Origin of the sequence: Actinomadura sp. NPDC048394 (genome assembly GCF_040651755.1) — a bacterium.
Classification (GTDB): domain Bacteria; phylum Actinomycetota; class Actinomycetes; order Streptosporangiales; family Streptosporangiaceae; genus Spirillospora; species Spirillospora montaniterrae.
Map to the genome: position 1 here is coordinate 1 of NZ_JBEZJL010000045.1, position 24512 is coordinate 24512.

Sequence of the window (24512 nt, forward strand, 5' to 3'; positions counted from 1 at the left end):
GCGCGACCCGGGGGCGGGGCAGGCGGAGCCTGCCCCCATCACCTGCCCAGGGGCCGCAGAGGCTCCAAAGTCAAGGGTGGACGAAGTCCATCGCGTAGCGGCGCCGAAGGCGCCCTTGACTTTGGAGGGGCGGCCCCGTACGCAAGCGCCACCCCACCACCCGAACACCCATTCGCTGTTATCGGCCTTGGAGAACCCGCTATGGGCCTTGGAGCAATCTGCTATGGACCTGGAGAACCTGCTATGCGCCTGGAGCAACCTGCTATCGACTTTGAAGAGCCTGTTATCGGCTAGAGAACCCGTTGTCGGCCTAGACAACCTCCTACGGGCGCGGAGAACTGTTACGGGCGCGGTGAACCCGCCACGGGCGCGGTGAACCCGCCACGGGCCTGGAGAACCCGCCACGGGCCTGGAGAGCCCTCCTACCGCCCCAGAGCACCTGCTATCGGCTGAAGGAAATTCTTGGGTCTCAAGGGTTGGTGGCGGATGCCAGGAAAAGGGGGAGGGCCACGAAGAGGCGGTTGGTTCGGGCGCGTTCTTGCTGGTCGGCTAGCCAGTCGTCGGCGAGGCGGGGTTCGGCGAGGCGGGTGAGCAGGGGGAGGACGGCGGCGTCGGTGAACACGGCGGTGTGGACCTCCACCGCGACGTCCTGGAAGCCGGCGTCCAGCAGCAGGCCGCGGTACTGGCGGGCGGCGCGCGGGGACGGGATCTGGTCGGCGCGGGCGTGGACGAGGGTGCGGGTGAGGTCGGGGAACGCGGAGTCGATGACGAGGGTGTCCCAGTCCTGGCCGCAGAGGACGACGCGTCCGCCGGGGGTGAGGACGCGGCGGGCCTCGGCGAGGGCGTGCGCGTCTGCGGGGGCGGGGAGGTTGTGGAGGACCTTGTCGGCGCGGTAGCCGGTGAGTTCGGCGTCGCGGAACGGGAGGGCGCGGGCGTCGGCGACGCGGAGGTCGGCGTCGGGGTGGCGGGTGCGGGCGGCCTCGATCATCTGGTGGTCGAGGTCGATGCCGGTGGTGCGGACGCCGCGTGCGTTGAGTTCGGCGACGGCGCGTCCGGTGCCGCAGCCGATGTCGGCGACGTGCGCGCCGGGCGCGGTGCGGAGCAGGTGGTAGGTGCGGGCGCGGAGCCGGGTCGCGGCGGGGGTGGCGTCGGCGGCGTCGAGCGCGGCGATGAGGTCGGTGGGCATGCGGCCATGCTGGGACTTCAAGTGAACTTGAAGTCAAGCGCCGCGGAACGCGAAGAGCCCCGGGCGCGGGCCCGGGGCTCTTCGGTCGCGGCCGCTACTGCACGTCGCCGTGGAAGGCGGTCTGGATGAGGCGCTTGCCGGCGCGGCGGTCGGAGTGGGTGCCGCGGCCGACGGGCAGCGGCCCGGGCCGGACGTCGAACAGGTTGCCCTCGTCCTTGTTGCCGGACATGATCAGCGCCGGGCTGGCCATGTCCTTCAGCCGCTGCATGACCGGGTCGTACATGGCGCGGCCCGCGCCGCCCATGGTGCGGGCGAGGATCAGGTGCATGCCGATGTCGCGGGCCTGCGGCAGCAGCTCGGCGACCTGCGCGAGCGGGTTGCCGGACGGGGTGGCGACGAGGTCGTAGTCGTCCACGACGAGGAACAGCTCCGACCCGCTCCACCAGGACCGGTTCCGCAGCTGCTCGGGCGTCAGGTCGGACGGGGGGAGCCGGTTGACGAGGGCGCCGTTGACGTCCTTCATCAGCCCGGCCGCCGCGGTCGACGACGCCGCGTACCCGATGACCTGGTCGCTCTCCGCCGAGTCGAGGAGGGCGCGGCGGTAGTCGAGCATGATGATGCGGGCCTCGTCGGGGGTGTAGCGCGCCTTGACGGCGTCGACGATGACGCGCAGCAGGTTCGACTTGCCGCATTCGTTGTCGCCGACGACGACGAAGTGCGGGTCGTTCTCGAAGTCCAGCAGGACGGGCGACAGGGTGTCCTCGTCGATGCCGATCGGGATCCGCTTGCCGGTCTCGGCGACCTGCGGCAGCGAGGTGAGCGGCAGCACGTCCGGCAGCATCCGGACCTGCGGCGCGGGCGGGCGGCCCTGCCAGCCGGCCTGGACGGTCTGGATGAGCTGCTTGACGCCGTCGGCGAGGTCCTCGGAGGAGGGGCGGCCGTCGGCGCGGGGCAGCGCGGCGAGGAAGTGCAGGCCCTCGCGGGTGATGCCGCGGCCGGGGCGGCCCTCGGGGACGTTCGCGGCGAGCTTGCGGTCCATCTCCGACTCGTACGGGTCGCCGAGCTTGAGCTCCAGCTTCGTGCCGAACAGGTCGCGGATGGTGAGGCGGAACTCCGACCACTTGTTGGTGGCGGCGACGACGTGGATGCCGTAGCCGAGGCCGCGGGCGGCGAGGTCGGTGATGGTGGTCTCGACGGCCTCGAACTCCTGCCGGACGGTCAGCCAGTTGTCGACGACGAGGAACACGTCGCCGAAGCCGTCGCCGGGGATCTGGCCGGTGGCGCGGAGCCGCCGGTAGGTGGCGATGGAGTCGATGCCGCGCTCGGTGAAGAACCGCTCGCGGGACTCCAGCAGCCCGGACACCTCGGCGACGGTGCGGCGGACGCGGTCGGGGTCGAGGCGGCTGGCGACGCCGCCGACGTGCGGGAGGTCGGCGAGCGGGGCGAGGGAGCCGCCGCCGAAGTCCAGGCAGTAGAACTGCACCTCCTGCGGGGTGTGCATGAGCGCGAGGGAGGTGATGAGGGTGCGCAGCAGCGTCGACTTGCCGGCCTGCGGGGCGCCGGCGACGCCGACGTGGCCGGCGGCGCCGGACAGGTCCAGCCACATCGGGTCGCGGCGCTGGTCGAACGGCTTGTCGACGATGCCGGCGAACGCGTGCAGCTGCCCGCGGCCGTCCCAGCCGGCGGTGGTGAAGCCGAACTCGGGGGTCTGCTGCAGGTTCGGCAGGACCTGGTCCAGGGTGGACGGGTCCTCCAGCGGCGGCAGCCAGATCTGGTGCGGGGGCGGGCCGTGCCCGGCGAGCTGCTTGACGACGAGGTCGAACAGGCTGATCTGCGGGCCGTCGTCGTCCTTGGCCTGCCGCTGCTGCTGCGGCTGCTCCTGCATCCGCGGCTGAACGTAGGCGGGGGTGAACGGGACGATCTGGGCGAGCTGCCGCGGCCCCTGCTGCCCGTTCTGTGCCGTCCCTTCCTCTTCGGGACGGTACGCGCCGGACACGTACGCGGCGCGGAACCGGGTCAGCGACTCGGTGCCGATCTTCAGGTAGCCGTTGCCGGGCGCCTGCGGCAGCTCGTAGGCGTCGGGGGAGCCGAGGACGACCCGCGACTCCATCGCCGAGAACGTCCGCAGGCCGATCCGGTACGACAGGTGGGTGTCGAGGCCGCGGAGCTTGCCCTCCTCGAGGCGCTGCGACGCGAGCAGCAGGTGGACGCCGAGGGACCGGCCGAGGCGTCCGATCATCACGAACAGCTCGGCGAAGTCGGGCTTGGCGGACAGCAGCTCGGAGAACTCGTCCAGCACGACGAACAGGGTCGGCATCGGCTTGAGCGCGGCGCCCTGCTCGCGGGCCTTCTCGTAGTCGCGCAGCGAGGCGTAGTTGCCGGCCTGCCGCAGCCATTCCTGGCGCCGCACCATCTCGCCGTGCAGCGCGTCGTACATGCGGTCGACGAGGGGGAGCTCGTCCTCCAGGTTGGTGATGATGGCGGAGACGTGCTGGAGGCCGTCCATGCCGAGGAACGTCGCGCCGCCCTTGAAGTCGACGAGGACGAAGTTCAGCACCTCCGAGGAGTGCGTCATCGCCAGGCCGAGGACGAGCGTGCGCAGCAGCTCCGACTTGCCGGAACCGGTCGCGCCGATGCACAGGCCGTGCGGGCCGTACCCGCCCTGCGCGGCCTCCTTGATGTCGAGTTCGATGGGGCGGCCGTCGGCGTCCAGGCCGATCGGGACGCGGAGCCGGTTGCGCGGGGCGCGCGGCTGCCACGCCTGCCGCGGGTCGATCCGGGTCGGGTCGGGGACGCCGAGCAGCGTCGTCAGCGTCGTCGCGGCGGACAGCGCGTCCAGTTCGGCGCCGGCGGCGGCGCTGGCCCGCAGCGGCGCGAGCTGCCGCGCGAGGCCGTCGGCCTGGACGTAGCTGTAGTGGTCGGGCTTGCCGAGGGAGCTGGCGACGTCCTTGCCGGTGCGGTCGCGGCGCAGCATCGCCATCTTGTCGGCGGCGACACGCAGCCGCAGCATCGTGTTGTCGGCGGTCGGCGCGACGTGGCCGGTGAGGTCGATCACGCAGACGCCCTCGATGCCGTCCGAGCCGATCTGCGAGTCGGGGGTGATCGCGCCGCCGTCCACGATGACGACGTGGTACGGCAGGTCGTTCTGCGACAGGCCGGGGGTGAACCGGGCGCGGTCCTTCACCTCGGTGCCGAACATCCGCTCGAGCTCCGACAGGCTGCCCGCCATCAGCCGGACGGGCCCCGCCGCGTCCGTCAGCGTCGGGTGCATCGAGTGCGGCAGCCACTTCACCCAGTCCCAGTGCGGCATGGCGTCGGGGGACGCGCACACGCTGACCCGCATGTCGTCGGGGGAGTGGAACGCCGTCAGCTGCGCGATCATCGCGCGGACCATGCCGCGGACCGCGTCGATGTCGCCCATCGGCAGGATCCGCGCGAACGACGGCAGCGACACCGCGACCGGCAGGTTCGGGACGGTGGAGTGCGCGCGGACGAACCGGCGCAGCGCGCCCGCCGTCATCGGCTCCAGGTCCTCGATGGGCTTGGTCTCCGGCGGGATCAGCTGCACGGCGAGCTTCTGCGGGCCGGCGCCGATCCGCACGTTGCCGAAGTCGGCGTCGGAGGGGCGGCGCTCCCAGATGCGCGCGCTCATCACCAGCGACCACAGCGAGTCGGGGGCCGGGCTGTTCCACTCCAGCGACTCGCGCTGCTGCTCGGCGGCGCGCCGCACCCGGCGCCGCACCTGGCTGAGGTAGCGGAAGTAGTCGCGGCGGGCGCCGTTCAGCTTGAACTTGCGCTCGCCGGAGCCGCGGCTCAGCTGCCCGATCATCATGCCGCCCATGGCCAGCGCCATGCCGCCGCTGCTGATCATCATCATCGGCGACTTGGTGCCGCCGCCGACGAACATCAGGCCCATCATCACCGGCATGACGGCCATCGGGAGGTAGGTGAGCACCGCCTGCATGCCGCCGCTCTGCATCTCCGGGATCTCCGGAGGCGACTCGAGGAGCAGCTCGCCCTTCGGGGCAGGGGGCGGTTTCCGGCGCTCCTTGCGCTTGACGAGTTCCGTGCTCACCTGGGGGTTCCCTCCGCGGGCCTACGCGTCCCGAGGGCGGCCGGACGACGACGGGGAGCACGACCGACCCGCGGGTTGGTGGAGTTTGGTGTTGATTTAGCGTAATCGGACGTCACATCCTAAGCTGCGCGTCGATCGGATCCAGCCCGCGATCTGACCTGGAGGACGGGAGCTCCCGTGAATTCCCCCGCCACAACCGAACTGTGCAGGGTCACCATCGTCGCGCCGCGGCGGCGCGTCGACGTGTCCCTGCCCGCCGACGTGCCGCTCGCGCACATGCTGCCGACCCTCCTCCGGGCCGCCGGGGAGAACATGGCCGATGCCGGTCTCGCGCACTCCGGGTGGGTGCTGCAGCGGCTGGACGGCAACCCCTTCGACCCGGCGCAGACGACGAGCGCGCTCGGCGTCCGGGACGGCGAGATCCTCTACTTCCGGCCGCGGATGGCGCAGCTGCCGGAGATGTCGTTCGACGACGTCGCCGACGTCATCGCGACCGGCATCCGGGAGCGCTCGGACCGCTGGCGGCCGACGACGACCCGCTCGTTCGGGCTCGGCGCGGCCGGGGTCGCGCTGGCCGTCGGCGCGGTCGTCATCGCGCTGTCCGGCCCGCCGTGGATCATCCCGGCGGCCGCCGCCGGCCTCATCGCGCTGCTGACCCTCGTCGTCGCGATCGCGCTGTCGCGGGCGCTCGCCGACTCCGGCGCCGGAGTCGTCCTCGGCTACGCCGCGCTGCCGTACGCGTTCCTCGCCGGCGCGCTCGCGCCCGCGCGCAAGGGCGCGGAGCTCGCCGACCTCGGCGCGCCGCACCTGCTCGCCGGGTTCGGGGTGGCCGCCCTCGCCGCGATCATCGCCGCGTTCGGCGTCGCGGACGGGCTGCCGGTGTTCCTCGGCGTCGCGTTCGCCGCGTTCGTCGGCGCGGTCGGCTCCGGCGTCGGGTTCGCGTTCGACGACCTTCCCGCCGCCGGGATCGCCGCCGTCGCCGCGGTGCTGGTGATGATGTTCATCGCGGCCGTCCCGTCGCTGTCGTTCAAGCTGGCGCGGGTGCCGCTGCCGCCCGTCCCGGCCAGCGCGGAGGAGCTGCGCAGCGACACCGAGACCGTCGACGGCCGGATGGTGCTCGCCCGGACCGCCGCCGCGGACCGCTTCTCCACCGGCCTCATCGCGTCCATCGCCCTCGTCGCCGCGGGCGCGATGCTGTTCCTGTTCGGCTCGGACGGCTGGGCCGGGCCCGCGACGAGCGCGGTGATGTCGGTGTCGCTGCTGCTGCGCGCCCGCGTCTTCCGCGGCGTGTCGCAGCGCGCCTGGATGCTGGTCGTCGGGCTGTTCGGCCTGGTGCTGACCGTGATCGGGGTCGCGGTGCACGGCAGCCAGCTCGTCGCGCTCGCCGCCGCCCTCGTCCCGCTGCTGATCCTCGTCGGCGTCGTGGTCGGGGTGACGATGTGGCTGCCGACGCACAAGCCGACCCCGTTCTGGGGACGCTGGGGCGACATCCTCGACGTCCTGGTGATGATCTCGCTGATCCCGCTGGCGCTCGCGGTGCTGGACGTCTACTCCCGCGTCCGCGGGCTGGCCGGGTGAGGCGCTGATGCAGAGCCGGCGGGATCTCTACCAGGCGCACCGGCTGATGACGCAGCGCGTCGGGCTCGCGCTGCTGCAGGGCGAGCCCGACGTCGCCGAGTCGCCGATGCGGCGGCTGTCGGCGGCCGCGTTCGGCGGCGTGATGGTCGGGCTGCTGGTCGTCGCGGTGTTCGGCATCTGGGGCGTGCTGTCGCCGGGCGGCGCGAAGGGGCTGGACCAGCCGGGCGTCCTCATCATCGAGAAGGAGACCGGCACCAAGTACATCTACGACGCCAACACCAAGAAGATGTTCCCGGTCGCGAACTACGCCTCCGCGATGCTGGCGCTGGACTCCGACAACGTCTCCCGCCGGACGGTGTCGCGCAAGTCGCTGGACGGGTTCGAGCGCGGCGCGATGATCGGCATCCAGGGCGCGCCGGACTCGCTGCCGGGCAGCGACCAGCTCATCCGCGGCCCGTGGTCGGTGTGCGTGCGCGAGACGCAGGCCGCGAACGGCGTGCCGCAGCAGCTCACCGCCCTCGCCGCCGGCCGCGACGTCGGCGGCCGCGGGCTCGGCGACGGCGAGGCGCTGGTGGTGCAGTCCGGCGGCGTCGGGTGGGTCATCTGGAAGGACCACCGGATGCAGCTGTCGCTGCCGCCGAACCAGGTGTCGGTCCTGACGAACGGCCCCGAGGCCGCCCAGGTCCCGCCGAAGTGGCTGAACGCCATCCCGTCCGCCGGCGGGTTCGGCGCCCCGAACGTCCCCGGGCGCGGCACGACGGTGTCCGGGCCGGGCGGCGGGCAGGCCAGGGTCGGGCAGGTGTTCCGGGCGCAGACCGGCGCGAGCGGGCAGACGCTCTGGTACGTGATGCTCCAGGACGGGCTGTCGCAGATCAACGCGACGCAGGCGCAGCTGCTGCTGCTGGACCCGAACGAGAGCCAGGCCTACCCGGGCGCGAGCGTCCGGCCGGTCGACACCGACGTGTCGTCCGCGCAGCAGATCACGTCGAAGACGCGGCTGCTGGACCAGAACCTGCCGCCGACGCTGCCGAAGTTCGTCAGCTGGGACCCGTCGACGCCGCTGTGCTCGGTGTTCCCGGTCGGGTCGTCGACGTCGCACCTGACGGTCGGCGGGTCGCTGCCCGCGCCGTCCGCCGGGGTGCTCGGGTCCGGCTCCGCCGGCGGGTCCAGCACCGTCGACCAGATGGTGCTGCCGCCGGGCGGCGCCGCGCTGATGAGCCTGGTGCCGGGCGGCGGCGACTCGTCCACCACCACGGAGGGCTCGGGGTCGCTGTCGCTCGTCAACGACCAGGGCATCCGGTTCGCGCTGCCGTCGGCGGACGTCGCGAAGAAGCTCGGCTATGACGCGAAGAAGGCCGCCCCGGTACCGTCGAGCGTGGTGCATCTCATCCCGCAGGGCCCCGCACTGGACCCGACACAGGCCCGAAAGCCCATTCCGACCGCCGGAGGCTGACGAAGGGACCGTCCGAAATCGGTGTGATGTAGATCACGTGAATATTCCCATCCCGCCATGAACCACTAGATCATCATTCACGTCGACATAGGCGGGACATACGACCTATGATCGCTGACATTTCGTGCCTCAGGAGTGCTCCCCGGGCAGGCCGCGCGCCGGCTCCTTGCGGCTCCCGCGGCGCGGCGCCACAGACTCGCAAACGGAGGTGACACTGTGGGTGGACAGTCCGCAGTCGACAGAAACGCAATGCAGCAGGCGGCGACGCGGATCGAGGACTCCGCGAACATCGTCAAGGGCCTGCAGAGCCAGCTCGAGAGCCACAAGTCGTCGCTGATGTCCGGCTGGGCCGGCAACGCCGCGGTGTCGTTCGACCGGGTCTTCAACGAGTTCCAGACCGAGATGAACAAGGTGCGCACCGCCCTCGACGGCATGCACCAGAAGCTGACCCACACGAAGATCACGTACGAGTCGACCGAGCAGGAGCAGACCGACGCGGTCAACAAGATCAACCAGCTGCTCAACGGCGGCACCTGATCGCCCCTCCCACCCGCCGACCCCCTGAACGCGAAGGACTCGTGACGTGAGCGACAGTTACACCAAGGCAAACTTCGGCACCATGCAGCAGGCGCAGGCCGACTTCTCGCTGGCCTACCGCGCCCTGACCGACGAGCTCCACGACCTGGAGTCGCAGCTCGAGCGCCACCTCTCCCAGTGGGAGGGCGACGCCCAGGGCGCCTACTGGGAGGCCAAGCGCACGTGGGACGCCGCCGCCGCCCACATGGGCCAGGTCCTCAACCAGCTCGGTGTCGTCATCGGCGAGGCGCACAGCAACTACAGCGCCGCGGAGCGCCGCAACCAGGGCATCTGGGGCTGAACGACCGCTGGACCGCCTACGTCGTGCCGCCCCGCCCGGGCCGCACGGCGTAGGCGCGCCAGGGGGGTCCGGAGGCCATTCGCCAGGAGGATGAGCTATGAGCAAGTACACCCTGCCGCCTGACGTGCTGTCGAAGATCGACTACACCTATACGACCGGGGCGGGCGAATACACCCAGGTCCAGACGCAGCACGGGCTGACCCAGCAAGAGTGGAACGACCTTCCCGAGTACGAGCAGCGGCAGCTCTACTACCAGTACAGCCCGGACGCCGGCAAGCCCACGGACCCCTCCAACGCGCTCCCGCCCGGCTCCCCCCTCGACGACAAGAAGTGGGACATCGAGGCCGGCAAGGGCTACGAGGTCGACCCCAAGGAACTGCGCGACCTGGCCAGCAAGATGCACAGCGAGTTCACCGGCTGGCAGCAGCGGCTCGGCAAGGTCCAGAAGATCGCCATCTCGACCGGCAACCTCGGCAACACGCCGGACAGCCAGAAGTTCGTGGACCTCGCCAGCCAGAGCCGCGACGGCTTCGGCCAGTACATCCAGGACATCACCAAGGCCTACAACGGTGTGATCGAGAAGCTGAAGGCGACCGCGGACGGCTACGAGAACGCGCACCACACGACGCAGAAGCAGGTCAACAGCGTGAATCCCGGCGGCGGTCCCAACCTGACCTGAGTCGGATCGGGAAGGAAGGAGGAGAGATGGGCAACAACTTCTACGTCATCCGCGGGAACAACTCCTTCGGCGCCATTCCCGACGTCTCGGGGATGAGCATGGACGACGTCAAGAAGCAGCTGTCGAGCATCAACTCGCAGCCGGTCAAGGACGCCGCGACGGCGTACTCCGACGCCGCCGACGCGCTCGCCGAGATGACCACGGCGCTGCGCGGATACGCCGAGACGCTGGTCAAGCACTGGAAGGGCGACGACGCGAAGAAGGCGCTCGACCAGCTCCAGCAGATCCACACCACCGCGACGAACCTGTCGAAGAGCAGCCGCGGCAACGCCACCACCTACAACTGGTACGGCACCAAGATCCTCGACTGGTACAAGCAGGCGGGCTCCGACGCCGGTGACGGCCTGATCCACACCAGCAGCGACGACCATCACGCGCAGGACCTGCTCAAGCGCTTCCTCACGCGGACGAGCCAGGCCTACGACGCCCACCCGAGCGAGATCACCCAGGACCTCCCCGAGGACGGCAAGGGCGGTCTCGGAGACGACCCGAAGACGCCCGGCGGCCCTGGGGCCGGTGGCGGCTACGGTGGCGGCGGTGGCGGCGGCCTTCCGGGCGGCGGCGCGGGCGGCGGTGGCGGCGGCTTCGGCAGCGACCCCGGCGGCCTCGGCAAGTACGGCTCTGGCGGCTCCGGCGGGTCCAGCCCGTTCGCGCCCGCGGCCAACAGCGGTCCGCACCTTCCGGGCGGCGGCTCCGGCAGCGGCGGCTTCGGCAGCGACCCCGGCGGTCTCGGTGGAAGCCACGGCGGCGGGGGCAGCCTCGGCGGAGGCGGCCTCGGCAGCGACCTGTCCAGCTTCCCCGGCGGCGGTGGCGGCGGAGGTCTTCCGTCCACCGGCCTCGGTGGGGGCGGCGGTGGCGGCTTCGGCGCCGACCCGGGCGGCCTCGGTGGCGGCGCGGGAGCCGGTGGCGGCCTCGGCGGCTTCGGCGCGACTCCGGGCGGTCTCGGCGCCGCCGGCGGTGGCCTCGGTGCCGGCGGAGCGGCCGGTGCGGCCGGACGCGCCGGCGCCGGACGCATGGGCGGCATGCCCATGGGCCACGGCGGCCACGGCAACGGCAAGGAAGAGGAGCGCGAGCGCACCACCTGGCTGTCCGAGGACGACGACATCTGGGGCGCCGACGACGACACCGCACCTCCGGTGATCGGCTGATCGCCGCGGTACCGACGACATGAACAGGGCGGACGGGGGCCTGACCTCCGTCCGCCCTTTCTGCATTTGGATGGGAAACGACACATGCGACGGCTGATCCAAACGGCGACGGCCGCAGCGGCGGCGGCGGGCCTGGCCCTTGGCCCGGTGACCGTGGCCAACGCCGCTCCTGTGAGCCCGGATCAATGGTGGTTCGGCTCCTGGGCGATCCAGAAGGACGTCTGGCCGCAGACCAAGGGCGGTGGCGTGACGGTCGCCGTCGTCGACACCGGGGTCAACGCTTCCCTCCCCGACATGAAGCCCGCGGTCCTCCCCGGCGTCAACCTTCAGGACGGGAGCGGCGACGGCCGGCAGGACCTGGACAAGAACGAGGGGCACGGCACGGCCATGGCCAGCCTGATCGCCTCTCGCGGCACCAGTTCGGGCTTCTACGGCATCGCGCCGGAAGCGAAGATCTTGCCGATCTATGCGCCGAACGTGTCGCCGACCACCGTTTCCAAGGCCATTCGCTATGGGGTCGACCACGGAGCCAAGGTCATCAACTTCTCCGAGGGAGCCTCTGGATCCGGGCAGTACAACTGCCCGGACGACGTCATCCAGGCTCTCAAGTACGCGGACACCAAGAACGTGGTCGTCGTGGCGTCCGCAGGCAACGAGGGCGACTTCGCCAACAGCCCCGACTATCCGGGTTCCTGCCCCGGGGTGCTCGCCGTCGGCGCGCTCACCAGGCAGGGGCAGCCGTGGGAGCACACACAGCGCCAGGATTACGTCACGGTCAGCGCTCCGGGCGCCGACGTCGGCGGCATCGGAAAGAGCGGGCACGTCTACACCACCGGTGCGGGCACCAGCCAGGCGTCCGCGCTGACCTCGGGCGCCGCGGCGCTCATTCGCAGCAAGTACCCGCAGATGAAGGCGCGCCGGGTCGTCCAGCTCCTGACCAACACGGCGAAGGACTTCGGGAAGCCGGGCAAGGACGATGAGCTCGGTTACGGCGTCATCAGCATTCCGCGGGCGCTGAAGAACGATGTTCCGCAGAACGCTCCGAATCCCGTGTACGCGCGGCTCGACAAGGCCGTCGTCAAGGGCTCTACCGGCGGCGGTGGCAACCAGGGCGCTCCTGCGACGAAGAACGACAGCAGCGATTCTGGCGGGTCGAACGGGCCGCTGATCATCGGCGGGATCGTGGTCGTCGTCGTGCTGGTCGGCGCCGGGCTCTTCATCGTGATGCGGCGCCGGAAGTCGAGCGGCGCGGGTGGCGGCCCGTACGCGTCGGGGCCTTTCCCGAACGGGCCTCAGCCGATGGGGCAGCCGGGGACGCCGCCGTCCTTCGGTGGCCACACCGGTGGACAGCCGCTGCCTCCGCAGGGCGGTGGGCAGCAGTTCCAGGGGCCGCCGCAGGGGCAGCCGAACCCGAATCTGGCGCCGCCTCAGAGCGGACCGAACATGGCGCCTCCCGCGCCGCAGGGACCGCCCAACCCGAACCTGGCGCCGCCTCCCGAGTGATCGTTTCGGACCCGGGCCGGTTGGTGGCCGGCCCGGGTCAGCGGCGCACGCAGGTCTTGCAGGACGACAACGCCGTGGTGACGTCGCGGGCGACGGCTTGGGCGGCCTCGCGCGTCACCGATTCGTCCAGCGGGACGGCCTTCTTCTGAACCGCGACGCCGTCGTGGTCGAGCGGGTAGGTGGCGCCGTCGAAGTCGACGGTGATGACGGCGTTCTCCGTCCGGACGACCATTCTCGTGGTGCCGTTGCGTCCGAGCGCGGTCGTCGTCACGCTGTGATGCAGGAAGGCCTCGTCGCCGACCCCGCGCGTCAGGATCGGCGCCTCGTTGTGGATCGATCCGACGCTGTCGGTGACCGTTCCCTGCTTCGATGTCCGCCAGGCCGATTGGTATTCGGATTCCGCATCGGCGAGCCCAGAGGTACCCACGAACAACCGCATCGCGACGCGCAGATGCCGCGAAATCAGCGTCTTGCCCTTCTGGGCGCTGAGCGGCTCGCGCCAATCGCAGGCCGCGTACTGCTGGTCGCCGGAAACCCCGCCGGTGTCCGGCGTCGGCTTCTCCGCCGTCGGCATGTACTTGGACACGACGGCCGCGGACGGCGACTGGCACGCCACCGGCAACGCTGAGAAGTGAATCCGAGGCGCGGGCTTCTCATCCGACCCGGACGTGCCCCAGACCACCGCTCCACCGACCACGACGACCGCCGCAGCCGCCCCAGCGATCGCCGCTCGCGGCCGAGCCTTCAGCCACCCGAGGGCAGACCCCCGCGCCGTCCCCTCAGGGCCTGAGAGAGGCTCTGAGCCCTCCGCAGCCGGCTCCGGCGCGACGACCTCCGACGCGGCCTCGCCACCGCCATCGGCCTCGTAAGCCTCCCGGTACGACCCGTCCAACTCCTGATCAGGAGCAACGAACTCCGGCCGCGAACCCTCAGCCAACCCCCAAGCCCCCAAACCACAACGACCGTCCGATACGCCGCGAGATTAACACCGAAGCCAAGGCGCTCTCCCACGTCCCGAAATCGAAGAGGCTCCCCGAGCCACTCCGCCCAGGTCGCACCGCATCGCCTCGACGCGGCGACGGAACGGCACGCTCCGCCCGCTCTCCTGACTATGGCTTGACTCGTCATGCGCCCCACGGAAAGATCCCGCCGAATCTCAGCGGGCCGTCTCCCGTCCGCTGAAACCGGCCACAGAGAGGGTGCTGATGCCGGCACAGCCTCGCAAAGCAGCAGTGCTGTTCCTGGCCTGTGCGCTCGTATCCAGCTGCGACTCCACGAATTCACCGCCCGCGACCCCGTCCGTCGCCCCGATCACCTCCACAGGCCCTACGCCGGGCCACTGGCACACCGCATGGACAAGAACCCTCGCCCTCGCTCCAGAAGCGGGCGAAATCAGAGACCTGACCCTGGTCGCAGGAGTCTTGGTAACGGCCTCGCCCCAAGACGTCGAGGCTCTCAACGCCCGCACTGGCGCGACCGTATGGCGCAGCGTCTCCATTGACCGTTCAGGAGTCGCGGCCTTCGCGGTTAGCGGGCAGCAGGTGGTCATCGCCACCCGCAACGGGCGCTGGTTCAGCGTTCACGCACCAACCGGCCGGGTCACCTGGCGATCGCCATCGCCATCCGGCGCCTTGATCCCGTACTCCGACGAACTTCAAGCATTGGCCACGTCCGCGACCATCCCCGTGGTCTCGATCGCCACCAACACCGTCCGCGGCATCGACGGCCAGACCGGACGCACCAAGTGGAACATCGGCCGCCCACAACTCTACGGCTGCACACCGGACACGTCCCGATTGACCCAGCCCAACAGCGTTGAGACGAAGCGATACGTCAGCAAGAACTGGCTCGCAGTCCCCGTAACATGCGGCACACAAGAGGCCGTCGTCGCCGTCAACGCCGCCACAGGCCAACCCACATGGCGCCATAGCACGCTAGCGCCGGATGACGCTCCCGGCCCATCCGCAAACGACAGGTTCGTAGGCATCAACGACGACGGCTACGGCCTATTCGAACGAACATCTAAAAAGGGCCTGCACAACCTGACCAGCCAAGGTTCCTCGGGCCAACCAAGAACGGTGCTGAACAACGCTCAATCCCATGACATCTGGGGCCCTCTATCGCCGCTGGTGACAGCAGGCAGCACCATGATATTCCCTTTCGTGCGCCAAGGTAAGCACTATTTCGCAATCATGACCACCAGCGGAGCTAACCCCTCAACCGTGAACCTCTCCGACCGGGTACGTGAGGCAACCTTCGACGGCGTCCGCACATACGGAGTACAACAGGATGGCTCGATCAAGGTAGTGACGGTCGGCCAACCCAAGACGGTCGACATAAAGCCTCCACTGAAGGTAAAACCCTTCTGGATCGCCGCCGGAAACAACACCCTCTTCATCGCCACTTCCGACCACCCGCCGACAAAGAGCCAGGTCACGATAACAGCGATCGGCAACTAGCGTCCTCGCGGTAAGCCGGGGCGATTTGCACGGGCATGGCCGAAATGTCCGACGATGACGGGCCTGGTGCAGGCCGCGCTGGGACGGGCTCTCGGCGCAGGTGGCCATGGCGCGAGGCGTCGCCCGAACGGCTAAGACGGAGGTGGTGACCTCGATCCGGCCGGGATTGTTGACTGAGGCTTGACTTGTCTTGCCATGAGCGGAAAGATTCCGCCGGATCCCGGCGGCGCGGTCTCCCACTGGTTGGAGGCGGACGTGCGGTGGACCGGACTGAAGCCTGCCTGGTGTCGCCGGAGATTCGCCGTAGTGCGAGATCCAGCCAAGTGGAATCGTGAGCCGGCGGCGTCATCGTCTCCGGCTCAAAACTGCAGAGGAACAGGCATGACAGCCCCCATGGTGACCGCCGACGGGATCGAGTTCCGGGTCCATCGCGGCGAACTGGCCGACATCGCACGTAAGGCGGACGCGATCGGCAAGCGCATCGCCGAGTTGTCGAAGGTGATCGAGGGGCCGTCGCGGGAGGCGGTCACCGGCCATGGCGGGTGGGAGTCGGGCTCCGCGTTGTCGCAATGCGCGACGGCATGGACCGGCAACATCGGCAAGCTGGGCGGCCAGACCACCGATGTGGGCAGCAAGCTGCACACGTCCGTGCAGCATTATCACGAGGCGGAGCAGCGCGTTATTCACCACGTCCGGCAGGTCGGGGGGCAGTGACGCGCCATGGTGAGCTTCGACCAGCTACGTAAGGCCAAGCCGGAACTCTTCAGCGAGACGGCCAAGTCGTGGAGCAACTGCGCGGCGAAACTCGATGACGAGGCCGGGCACCTGACCTCCCAGGTCTTCCGGCCGATGCAGCGCCCTGACGTGTGGGCCGGGCCTGCGGCACAGGCCGCGGCCAAGCACTGCGGAAACGTCGAGCAGGCCACAACGGACGCCGTCGATGAGATGCGCCAGGTGGCCGGGGTCCTGCGTACCCTCTCGGAGGAGATCACGGCCGCCCAACGGGAGCTGCACAGCGCGCTCGATGCCGCCCGTCGCAGCAATGTGACGGTCTCCAGCGACGGCTCCAAGGTCACTGCCCCGAAGATCCCCGTGCCGGCGGGCCAGTCCGACCTCGCGGCGCAGCGCCAGAAGGAAATGCAGGGCGTCGTAGAAAACATCGCGAAGCTGATCAAGGATGCGGTCGATCGCGCGACCAAGGCGGACCAGGAGGCGGCTCAGCAGCTGCGCAAGTGGGGTGTCGCCATGCCGGACGCCGACACCCAGGCGGCGAACGACGCCAAGCTAGCGGCCCAGGCCAAGCGCGCGGCAGAGCTGGCGAAGAAGGCTCCGATCCTGAGCAAGGCCGAGCTCAAGGAACTGGACGACCTGCTCAAGCAGAACTCGGGCAACCCCTTGTTCGCCACGGCGTTCCTCAACGATCTCGGTCCGCAGGGTGCGCTCCGATTCGGCGGGGTCCTCTCGACGATGGACCCATACGGCGGCGACAAGCAACGTACCGCGCTGCTGGGCGACCTCCAGCGCCAGATGGGGACGGCGCTGGCGGCCGGAACGGACCCGGCCAACCATCAGCACGTCCCGGACGCCTGGGTGAAGCAACTCGAAGCCGCCGGCAAGCAGAAGATGGACATCGGCCTGCGCGATTACCAGCCATACGGCTACCAGATCCTCGGAAACCTCATGCGCAGCGGCCACTACTCGACATCCTTCCTCAAGGACGTCGGTGGGGACTTGTACGGCTTCGAAAAGAGCCATCCCGGGATCTGGCAGCAGAACAGCCCGACCGGGTTGAACGGCCACCTGCATCTCAACATCAGCGACGGCAACGGCGCGGGCAACGACCCGATGTACGGGCTCATGCGCGCCATGGCCGACAACCCCGAGGCGTCCAGGCAGTTCTTCGCCGACCACGGCAAGATCGACTACTTCCTCACCCAGCGCCGGTGGCCCCTCGACTTCAGCGAACCGGCGATGCCGAAGAACTACCAGCCGCCGGCGATGGGCATGTTCGGCGGCGCGCTGGAGTCCGCGACCGCCAACGCCGCCACGGATCCGGCCTCCGCCGAGATCGCCCGCCACACCATCGAGACCATCGGCAGGCCGACCGACTACGGCGGGCTCAACGGCCATATCCCCGACGGCCTGCGCGGGCATATATCAAACGTCATCGCCAACGACATCAACGACGTCCACGACAAGTTCCTCGGTCAGAATCTCGACGGTAACACCGACAACTATCGTCGTGTCCTCACGGATCTGGCCAAGGATCCGAACGACTACGCGGTCGTCTATACCGCGGAGCAGTTGCACGCGCACCAGCTCATGCACGGGCATCACCCGGCCGGTGACCTCGACGCGGCCGCTCGAGTTCTGGGGACACTGGACCACGGGGAGAACGAAGCGATCCGCGCCGATGCCACCAAGTCGGACGCACAGTACAACCAGGCTCTGGGGCGGTATCAGAAGGTCACGAACCTCGTGGTCGGCAACGTCGCCGGTCGGATTCCGGTTCCAGGCGTCGGGGAACTGCTGTCGGGAGGAGTGAACGAGGCGTTCAAGTCGGCTCAACACAACACCTCGGAAGCCGCATCCGCGCAGTCGGCGATGAACACCGGAAAGACCGAGGACTACGTCAACTTCCTCGCGCGCGAAGCCGCCAAGTACGGTCACGGTGATATGGCCCATTTGAACGAGCGGGCGCAGCTCGAATTCTCTCAGGCGCGCGATCACGCCGGCGGCGTGACGATCCAGGGATCCGGAGGATGACGAGTGCGGCCCAGGATTCTCCGCCGGCGGACGGGCGTGATCGTCACTGTTGGGATCCTTCTGGCGGTCGCCGTGGTGGGGTGGTGGCTGGTGGACCGCGCCGGAAGGGTAACGGATTCGTGCTCCCTCGTCCCCGCCAAGGATGCCCAGCTCTTGGTGCCTGACCCCGCCAATAAGGGCCGGTCGCTCGGCAAGGACACCGCTGTGTGTTCTTGGACGCATGGCCACGAAGACCTGATGGTCAAGGTTCAAAGGTTCTCCGACAAGGGGAACGTCGACGGGGAGCGGCGCGCCGACCGCGCCGTCGCCGACTACATGACGCCGAAGGCCTTCGTTCGCACCCCGCAGGCGAAGATCGGCAAGGTGGATGAAATATGGGAGTGGTATTACGGTAGTTACTGGTACATGCACATTGCGCTTCGCTATGACAATGTCATTGTATGGATCAATTATGTCCCGGTCGACTCCGTCAAAGTATGTCCTTCGACCTGCCCGGAACTTCATGAAGCGGACTTCCGGCGGCTCGCCCAGGACGTAATGCGCAAATACCATGCGTAGTTGATCAGCGGCGAATTAAACGGCTTCTGCTTGTGCCGTTGCGGCGGTAGAGCGGTCGGCGGACGGTGTGCAGCCGTGTGGAGGCTCTGGGCACGCGGGTGGTTGTGGGCGCAGGGGGGCGGCTTGGGGGAGGGGGCTGGATGCTCGGGCGGGAGCGGATATGTTCGGGGCGGTTGGTGGGTTTGCCGGGAGGTGTGGATCGTGACTCAGGCCGGGTGGTACGCGGACCCCTACGGCGGGGGAGGGCACCGCTGGTGGGACGGGACGCAGTGGACCGAGCACGTCAATGCGACGCCCGCTCAGCCTCAGCAGGCCATGCCTCAGCAGGTCGCGCCTCAGCAGGCCATGCCTCAGCAGGGCCCGCCTCAGCAGGGCGCGCCTCAGCAGGGCTCGCAGGGGGCGCCTCAGCAGGCTGCTGGGTTGCATAAGACTCGGTACGGGGTCGAGTTGCATGCGGACTCGCATGCGATCACCTGGGACGGGACGACGATCGAGCTGGCGAAGGCGGAGTTCGTCGGGTACACGGCGGTGCAGACGAGGATGCGGGGGCCGTTGAACATCGGCAGCGTCCACACGTCGACGGACTACCACTTCGAGATCGGGTTCTTCCCCGTCAACGAGGCGCCCGGCATCGCGTTCGAGGAGACGGGGCTGCGGGCGAACACGCCGCCGTCGGACTGGCAGTTCCTCGTCGACCTGTCCAGGACGTACGTGGAGCCGCGGCTGCTGCGGCAGTTCCTCGCCGCGGTGGAGGCGGGGCAGACGGTGGACGTCGGCAAGGTGCGGATCAACCGGAACGGGTTCGTCGGCGGGAACGTGTCGCGGGGCTGGGACGGCATCGAGGGCGTCACGTTCGACAAGGGCTGGTACTTCGTCCACGCGCGGGGCGCGGCCAAGCCGATCCTGCGGGTGCCGCAGCAGAACCAGAACGTGATGCTCCTGCCGCGGATCTTCGACGCCCTGAAGCGCTGACGCGGGTCAGGTGCGGGGGTGGAGCCAGGCCGGGGTGTTGTCGGGTGTGCGGGGGAACAGGTCGAGGTCCTCGGCGTAGGCGGACGGCTCCGGGCGGGTCTTCCAGCGCGGTTCGGTGTCGCGGGTGTATTCGACCTGGTAGGAGAACGGGAAGGTCAGCAGGAAGCGGGCGGTGAACCAGGTGCCGAGGCCGTCGGCGTACATGCCGCGGCGGAGGCGGCCGAACAGGGCGTCGGCGGCGGGCGGCGGCGTCCACAGGCGGGGCATGTGGGTGTTGCACATGAGGAGCTGCGAGACGGTCTCGGCGTGGGAGCCGAGGGCGTTGTGGTAGACGTCGGCCTGCTGCCAGCCGGCGGGGAGCGCGTCGACGAGCAGTGAGGTGACGTCCTCGAGGAGGTCCTTCTGCTCGACGGGGCCGAGGGGCTGGACGGGCTCGGGCGGCAGTTCCGGGCGGCCCGTGCGGGCGCGCAGCCAGCCGGGGATGTTCTCCTCGGCGCGGGGGAACGCGGCGAGGTCCTGCGCGTAGGCGTCGTCCGGGATCTCGGGTTCCCAGTGCGGGTCGTAGTCGTTGTTGAAGCTCGTGTAGTAGGAGCCGGGCGGGTCGAGCATGACGCGCATGCTCAGCCAGGTGCCGCGGTCCTGCCGGTACATGATGGAGCGGAGCTCGGCGGCCATGTCGAGGATGTCGCGGGGCATCTCGGTGGGGCGGGTGGTGCCGTCGTCCATCGCGACGGTCAGCGCGGCGTCCGACACCGCGACCGTCATCATGATCCGCAGGTCGACGCGGCGCCAGCCGGAGGGGGCGGCCTGCGCCAGCAGCACCGCGATGCCGCGGGTGAGCTCCTGGTAGCGGGCCTGGTCGTAGGGGAGGGGGCCGCGGCCGGGGGCCGGACCGGCGGGCTGGGTCATGGCTGCTCCTCTGGCCGGTGGACGGTGGGGCCGGGCTCGCCGCCGGGCCCGGTGATCTCGACGAGGTGGCCGGACGCGACGAGGTCGGCGATCGGGTGGACCAGGTTATAGCCCATCCCGGTCTCCTCCGGGGGCGTGCTGGAGCCGATCGGGCCGACCTCGAACAGGACGGGGTAGGCGCGGAGCGGCTTCTGGACGCGGTACACCCGGTAGGTGAGCCCGTGCAGGTTGTTGTGGCCGCGGCGCAGCCAGGGCGTGCCGATCTCGAAGACGAACCGGTCGGCGGGGTCGTGGTAGGTGTCGACCTCCTTGCCCGCCGGGAGGGTCTCGCTCGGCGGCTCGGGGGCCGGCGCTGAGGGTTCCGGTTCGGCGGCGGGGGCCGGGTGCGGGAGGCCGGTCGCGGCGAGCAGGCCGCAGATCTCGTGGACGGAGGCGTACGGGCCGTGCTCGGGGGCCGGGCCGGGGAAGCAGACGAAGTAGCCGCCGGGCCGGTTGGCCATCCCCTCCAGGGCGACGTACGGGCCGGGTGCGGAGGGGCGGGGCGAGGAGTAGGTGCGGGTGACCGGCGAGCCGGTGTCCGCCGCGAGGTTCCACGCGTCCTGCTTCTTGCGCGGGGAGCGCTGCCTGGTGATGATCCCGGCGGCGTGCAGGACCTGGCTGTTGATCTCCAGGTCCGCGCCCGCCATGACGCCGGCCATCGCGTGGACGGTGGCGGCGCGCGGGTCGTCGAAGGGCCGGACGGACGCGTCGGGCCCGATGGCGAGCCACGCGCCGCCGGTGCGGGCGATCGTCCAGCAGCCGTCGGCGACGGTCCCGACGCGGAGGCGGTCGACGCCCGGGACGTAGGCGGCGAGCTTCTCGCGGGCCCGCGCGAACAGGGATTCCAGGCCGGGCGGCAGCTGCCGGGTCAGGTCGTCCTCGTCCTGCGGGGCCGCGCGGAGAGCGTCCGGATCGAACGCCTCTCCGGCGGCGTGCAGGGCGTTGAGGTGGCCCAGCCAGCCGGGGACGTACGCGTCGGGACGGGGGAACCGGGCGAGTTCGGCGGCGGCGTCGGCCGGGGCGATCTCGTCCGTCCAGGCGAACTCGTCGGGCTGGTCGGCCTCGACCCCCCATTCCGGCCCGTCCGGACGGTTCCAGATGGTGTACGTGAGGGACAGCCAGGCGCCGTAGTCGGGGTGGTAGGTCATCTCCCGGTGGCGGCGCAGCAGCGCGGGGATCGCGGTGCCCGGGACGAGCCGCGCGGCGCGGGCGACGGCGCCGGGCGCGGAGCCGTCCTCGTGGCCGGTGAGCCCGATCACCTCGTGGCCGCCGACGGCGCGGTAGGCGAGCCGGGCGTCGCGCCAGCCGCCGCCGAGCAGCCGGACGACCTCGTCGATCAGGCCTTGGAGGTGGGCCTTCTCGTCCTCCGGGGTCATGGTGCGGTCTCCTCGCGCGGTCCGGTGGCCTCGGCCAGGCGGCCGTCCCTCAGGAGGTCGGCCACGGAGTCGACGAGGTAGAAGCCGCGGCCGGTGCCGGTCGTCCGCCCGCGGGCGACGATCGTGTGCTCGAGCGGGAAGGCGGGGTGGACGCGCAGCGGCCGCCGGACCTCGTAGAAGCGGTGCTCGTACATCTCGGGCATGCCCTGGATGCCGCGCTTGTGGAACGGTGTGCCGGGCTCGTACAGGAACACCTGGTCGGTGGCGCCGTACCCGTCGAGGACGGTGCCCTCCGGGAGCGTCCCGGCGGGCTCGCCGGGGTCACCGGGGAGCTGGTCGCGGGCGGCCAGCTCGAACACCCGGTGGACGGTCACGAACCCGCCGCGTTCCGGGGCGGGCTCGCGGCGCAGCGTGAAGTAGCCGCGCTCGCGGCCGAGCAGGCGCTCCAGCGGGACGCACGGCACCTCGGGACCCGGCCGGGGCGCGTCCTCCGACTCGGCCCGCAGCCGCTCGCCGGTCTCGGTGAGGTACCACGGGCCCCGGTCGGTGCGGTCGTCCGGCCCCGGGCGGATGATCCCCGCCATCTGGAAGATCTTCGGGTTGAGGCCGGTGCCCGCCTCGGTGAGCACGCCGCCGACCGCGTGCGCCACGGCGTCGCGGGCCGTCTCGTGCGTTGCCGCGGCGCGGGCCGTCTCGTGCGTTACGGCGGCGCGGGGCGTCTCGTAGGCCTCGCCGTCGCGGGCCGTCTCGTGGGCCTCGCTTGCGGCGGGACGGTCGCCGTCCGTGCGGACGGACCGCCAGCCCTCCTCGCCGCGCAGCACCGACCAGCAGCCGTCCTCCAGGCGCCCGACCCGGAAGCGGGCGGCGCCGTCCCGGGTCCAGTCGCCGAGGAGGCGGCGGGCCCGGTAGAACAGGATCGGGCTCTCGGGCGCGAGCGCGCCCGTCAGGTCGTGCTCGTCCTGCGGGAGGCCGGACGGGTCGCCGGTCATTCCGCGGGCCGGTTGATCGTCGCGACGGCCTCGGCGCGGGTCTGCTCGTCCACCTCCGGGACCCGGAAGTTCTCGGCGGACGCGTACCCGACCAGGCGCGGCTCCGGCGGGACGCCGTGCACCCGCAGGTAGTAGTGCACCGCGCCGGGCCAGATCCACGTCCCGTCGGTGTGGTACGTCAGCGGCACCTCGGCGGGACGCGCCGGATCGAGCCGGTCGGTGTCGTAGCCGCGCGCCGCCAGCACGATCGGCGCCTCCCGCAGGTAGCGCAGCAGCGCGTCCCGCTCGTGCTCCGGGACGGGCGGCCGGTCGTAGCGGGGGGTGCCGTCGGCGCCGACCTCGTCGAAGACCCGCGCGACCCGCAGCGCGGCGGGCACCGGCGGCGGCGTCCCCGCCAGGCCGCGCCCGCTCAGGTACTCCTCGAACATCGGATGCGTCCGCTTGCCGATCGAGCGGATCAGCGCCCGCTCCTCCGCGCTCAGCGGGCGGCGCTCCTGCTCGGCGGTCTTCTCCAGGGCGACCATGGTCTCGTACAGGGCCTTCACCGCGCCCTCGCCGAGCCCGTTGCGCGCCCGGAAGAGCTCCACCGCCGGCACGAAGTCCTCGAACGGCAGCTCCTCGATGTCGGCGTCGCGGTTGAAGTTGATCTCGCTGAAGTAGCGCATCTCCCGCACGAAGTCGCCCGCCCAGGGCGTGCAGGCCACGCAGTCCAGCCCGCCGCCCGGCGGCTCCACGAAGACGACCGGCCGCTCGTTATAGGTGAAGTAGCGCGGATGTGTCTTCCTCGCCGGGCTCATTGCAGTCGATCTCCGTTACGACGAACAAGGGGGTTCGGTCCGAGGATAGGGCGGCGTCGCCGCAGGCAGGGGCGGGTGGTCACTGCTCCGCCAGCCGCCGCAGGTCGGCCAGGCCCGAGGCCTGCTGCTCGGCCGCGTCCGCCGGGACGGTGCCGGACAGGTGGTCCTCCGGCAGCCCCCGGAACGCCCGGATCGCCTGCACGGCGTGGACGCCCGCCTCGAACGCGTCCGACAGCCGCGCCTTCCACAGCCCGGTCGCGATCTCCCCGGCCCGGCCCGCCGGGACGCGCCGCAGGTAGCCCGCCGCGTCGCCGGACACCGCCGCCCACACGTACCCGACGAGGTTCCCGCCCAGCACCACCGGCAGGTGCACGACCGGCCCCGCCGTCTCCTCCGGATACGCCGGCATCGGGGCGCTGACCAGCGGCCCCCACCCCTTCGACCGGTCCGCCGGCGTCCCGTCCGGGTACAGGCCGTCCTGGACGAGCGGGCCGGGCGAGCGCGGGGCGTCCGGGTTCAGCGACGCGCCGAGCTCGCTCAGGCTCTGCGCCCACTGCTCCTGCGCGTCCGCCGGGATCGCGCCGCCCTCCGGGTCCTCCGGGGCGCCGCGCCACCGGCGCACCGCGTCCTGCGCGGGCAGGCCCTCGCCGTAGGACTGGTCCAGCCGCCGGTTCCACAGCGACGATGCGTCCAGGCTGCGCTCGAAGAACGCCAGGTTGCGGATGAACCCGCACGCCTTGGTGTTGCTCTCGGCGGCCCACAGGTAGCCGAGGAGATCACCGCCTGCCATGACCGGCAGGTAGAGCACCCGCTGCCGGGTGGAGCGCTCGTAGCTCTCCGGCGGCGGGACCGGCTCCCCCGGCAGCGCCGGCGCGGGCGGCAGGTCCAGCGGGTCGTGCGCACCGCCCGGGGACGGCAGCGGCCGCGAAGGGTCGGGAGGCCAGGGCATGCCCGGGAACCCGCTGTTACCGCCCGGGTGAGGCGGGGTGCTCATGGCATCTGTCCCTTCCGAATCTGCATGGCCGTCCCGTTATCTGCGCGGCGTCCTGGTCACGCCGTGTCCCGTTGGCGCCGTGTCCGTTCGCGCC

At 70.7% G+C, this 24512-nt stretch carries 20 protein-coding genes and 1 pseudogene; 13 read left to right on the top strand and 8 right to left on the bottom strand.

Annotated elements, in window-relative coordinates; translation table 11 throughout:
• Positions 1-469: 469 nt before the first annotated feature.
• A complete protein-coding gene (locus AB0C78_RS29835) occupies positions 470-1186 on the bottom strand; it encodes a methyltransferase domain-containing protein (protein ID WP_360754137.1) in 717 nt (238 codons plus the stop codon).
• Positions 1187-1280: 94 nt separating this feature from the next.
• The gene (gene eccCa / locus AB0C78_RS29840) at positions 1281-5261 is read right to left on the bottom strand and encodes a type VII secretion protein EccCa (RefSeq protein WP_360754140.1); all 3981 of its coding nucleotides are present in this window, start codon (positions 5259-5261) and stop codon (positions 1281-1283) included.
• A 177-nt stretch (positions 5262-5438) separates the two neighbouring features.
• On the opposite strand from eccCa, the gene eccD reads away from it, so the two are divergent.
• The 7 genes from eccD to AB0C78_RS29875 all read left to right on the top strand — a co-directional run bounded on the left by eccD (position 5439) and on the right by AB0C78_RS29875 (position 12559).
• The gene (eccD, locus tag AB0C78_RS29845) at positions 5439-6839 is read left to right on the top strand and encodes a type VII secretion integral membrane protein EccD (RefSeq protein ID WP_360754143.1); all 1401 of its coding nucleotides are present in this window, start codon (positions 5439-5441) and stop codon (positions 6837-6839) included.
• Between the two features lie 7 nt (positions 6840-6846).
• Positions 6847-8292 (top strand): type VII secretion protein EccB, encoded by a 1446-nt coding sequence (gene eccB, locus AB0C78_RS29850; RefSeq protein ID WP_360754145.1) that lies wholly within the window; start codon positions 6847-6849, stop codon positions 8290-8292.
• 216 nt (positions 8293-8508) lie between these two features.
• The gene (locus tag AB0C78_RS29855) at positions 8509-8829 is read left to right on the top strand and encodes a WXG100 family type VII secretion target (protein ID WP_264159802.1); all 321 of its coding nucleotides are present in this window, start codon (positions 8509-8511) and stop codon (positions 8827-8829) included.
• A gap of 46 nt (positions 8830-8875) precedes the next feature.
• On the top strand, positions 8876-9169 hold the full coding sequence (locus AB0C78_RS29860; RefSeq protein WP_151543136.1) for a WXG100 family type VII secretion target: 294 nt from the start codon (positions 8876-8878) through the stop codon (positions 9167-9169).
• Between the two features lie 97 nt (positions 9170-9266).
• Positions 9267-9848, top strand: coding sequence for a hypothetical protein (locus AB0C78_RS29865; RefSeq protein WP_360754149.1), 582 nt, complete (start codon positions 9267-9269; stop codon positions 9846-9848).
• Positions 9849-9874: 26 nt separating this feature from the next.
• Complete coding sequence (locus tag AB0C78_RS29870) at positions 9875-11056, top strand: hypothetical protein (RefSeq protein WP_360754153.1); 1182 nt, start codon at positions 9875-9877, stop codon at positions 11054-11056.
• Between the two features lie 84 nt (positions 11057-11140).
• Positions 11141-12559 (top strand): S8 family serine peptidase, encoded by a 1419-nt coding sequence (locus AB0C78_RS29875; RefSeq protein WP_360754156.1) that lies wholly within the window; start codon positions 11141-11143, stop codon positions 12557-12559.
• Positions 12560-12596: 37 nt separating this feature from the next.
• Here the strand turns inward: AB0C78_RS29875 and AB0C78_RS29880 are convergent, their stop codons facing one another.
• The gene (locus tag AB0C78_RS29880) at positions 12597-13145 is read right to left on the bottom strand and encodes a hypothetical protein (RefSeq protein ID WP_360754159.1); all 549 of its coding nucleotides are present in this window, start codon (positions 13143-13145) and stop codon (positions 12597-12599) included.
• Between the two features lie 619 nt (positions 13146-13764).
• Here AB0C78_RS29880 and AB0C78_RS29885 point away from each other — a divergent pair.
• The 6 genes and pseudogenes from AB0C78_RS29885 (at position 13765) to AB0C78_RS29910 (ending at position 19314) form a co-directional block, all read left to right on the top strand.
• A complete protein-coding gene (locus tag AB0C78_RS29885) occupies positions 13765-15018 on the top strand; it encodes a PQQ-binding-like beta-propeller repeat protein (protein ID WP_360754162.1) in 1254 nt (417 codons plus the stop codon).
• Positions 15019-15399: 381 nt separating this feature from the next.
• A complete protein-coding gene (locus tag AB0C78_RS29890) occupies positions 15400-15732 on the top strand; it encodes a hypothetical protein (protein WP_360754165.1) in 333 nt (110 codons plus the stop codon).
• A gap of 6 nt (positions 15733-15738) precedes the next feature.
• The gene (locus AB0C78_RS29895) at positions 15739-17784 is read left to right on the top strand and encodes a hypothetical protein (protein WP_360754168.1); all 2046 of its coding nucleotides are present in this window, start codon (positions 15739-15741) and stop codon (positions 17782-17784) included.
• A gap of 36 nt (positions 17785-17820) precedes the next feature.
• A complete protein-coding gene (locus AB0C78_RS29900; RefSeq protein WP_360754170.1) occupies positions 17821-18342 on the top strand; it encodes a hypothetical protein in 522 nt (173 codons plus the stop codon).
• A gap of 201 nt (positions 18343-18543) precedes the next feature.
• Positions 18544-18639, top strand: a pseudogene (locus AB0C78_RS29905) (DUF2510 domain-containing protein); the annotation flags it as partial.
• Positions 18640-18762: 123 nt separating this feature from the next.
• Positions 18763-19314, top strand: a complete 552-nt coding sequence (locus AB0C78_RS29910; RefSeq protein ID WP_360754278.1) for a hypothetical protein — start codon at positions 18763-18765, stop codon at positions 19312-19314.
• A 6-nt stretch (positions 19315-19320) separates the two neighbouring features.
• Here the strand turns inward: AB0C78_RS29910 and AB0C78_RS29915 are convergent, their stop codons facing one another.
• The 5 genes from AB0C78_RS29915 to AB0C78_RS29935 all read right to left on the bottom strand — a co-directional run bounded on the left by AB0C78_RS29915 (position 19321) and on the right by AB0C78_RS29935 (position 24418).
• Positions 19321-20223, bottom strand: coding sequence for a hypothetical protein (locus AB0C78_RS29915; RefSeq protein ID WP_360754173.1), 903 nt, complete (start codon positions 20221-20223; stop codon positions 19321-19323).
• Positions 20220-21638, bottom strand: coding sequence for a glycohydrolase toxin TNT-related protein (locus AB0C78_RS29920; protein WP_360754175.1), 1419 nt, complete (start codon positions 21636-21638; stop codon positions 20220-20222). Before AB0C78_RS29920 ends, AB0C78_RS29915 begins: the two co-directional genes overlap by 4 nt.
• Positions 21635-22627, bottom strand: a complete 993-nt coding sequence (locus AB0C78_RS29925; protein WP_360754178.1) for a glycohydrolase toxin TNT-related protein — start codon at positions 22625-22627, stop codon at positions 21635-21637. The genes AB0C78_RS29920 and AB0C78_RS29925 overlap by 4 nt, the downstream gene beginning before the upstream one ends.
• Entirely contained in the window at positions 22624-23424 is an 801-nt protein-coding gene (locus AB0C78_RS29930; RefSeq protein ID WP_360754181.1) for a hypothetical protein, read from the bottom strand. Before AB0C78_RS29930 ends, AB0C78_RS29925 begins: the two co-directional genes overlap by 4 nt.
• Positions 23425-23503: 79 nt before the next feature.
• Positions 23504-24418, bottom strand: a complete 915-nt coding sequence (locus tag AB0C78_RS29935; RefSeq protein ID WP_360754184.1) for a hypothetical protein — start codon at positions 24416-24418, stop codon at positions 23504-23506.
• Positions 24419-24512: the final 94 nt, after the last annotated feature.

Bases quoted from the DNA above. Each gene is read 5' to 3' on its own strand.
- AB0C78_RS29835 (WP_360754137.1), bottom strand. From the start codon at position 1,186: ATGCCCACCGACCTCATCGCCGCGCTCGACGCCGCCGACGCCACCCCC.
- eccB (WP_360754145.1), top strand. From the start codon at position 6,847: ATGCAGAGCCGGCGGGATCTCTACCAGGCGCACCGGCTGATGACGCAG.
- AB0C78_RS29865 (WP_360754149.1), top strand. From the start codon at position 9,267: ATGAGCAAGTACACCCTGCCGCCTGACGTGCTGTCGAAGATCGACTAC.
- AB0C78_RS29870 (WP_360754153.1), top strand. From the start codon at position 9,875: ATGGGCAACAACTTCTACGTCATCCGCGGGAACAACTCCTTCGGCGCC.
- AB0C78_RS29875 (WP_360754156.1), top strand. From the start codon at position 11,141: ATGCGACGGCTGATCCAAACGGCGACGGCCGCAGCGGCGGCGGCGGGC.
- AB0C78_RS29885 (WP_360754162.1), top strand. From the start codon at position 13,765: ATGCCGGCACAGCCTCGCAAAGCAGCAGTGCTGTTCCTGGCCTGTGCG.
- AB0C78_RS29890 (WP_360754165.1), top strand. From the start codon at position 15,400: ATGACAGCCCCCATGGTGACCGCCGACGGGATCGAGTTCCGGGTCCAT.
- AB0C78_RS29895 (WP_360754168.1), top strand. From the start codon at position 15,739: ATGGTGAGCTTCGACCAGCTACGTAAGGCCAAGCCGGAACTCTTCAGC.
- AB0C78_RS29915 (WP_360754173.1), bottom strand. From the start codon at position 20,223: ATGACCCAGCCCGCCGGTCCGGCCCCCGGCCGCGGCCCCCTCCCCTAC.
- AB0C78_RS29920 (WP_360754175.1), bottom strand. From the start codon at position 21,638: ATGACCCCGGAGGACGAGAAGGCCCACCTCCAAGGCCTGATCGACGAG.
- AB0C78_RS29925 (WP_360754178.1), bottom strand. From the start codon at position 22,627: ATGACCGGCGACCCGTCCGGCCTCCCGCAGGACGAGCACGACCTGACG.
- AB0C78_RS29930 (WP_360754181.1), bottom strand. From the start codon at position 23,424: ATGAGCCCGGCGAGGAAGACACATCCGCGCTACTTCACCTATAACGAG.
- AB0C78_RS29935 (WP_360754184.1), bottom strand. From the start codon at position 24,418: ATGAGCACCCCGCCTCACCCGGGCGGTAACAGCGGGTTCCCGGGCATG.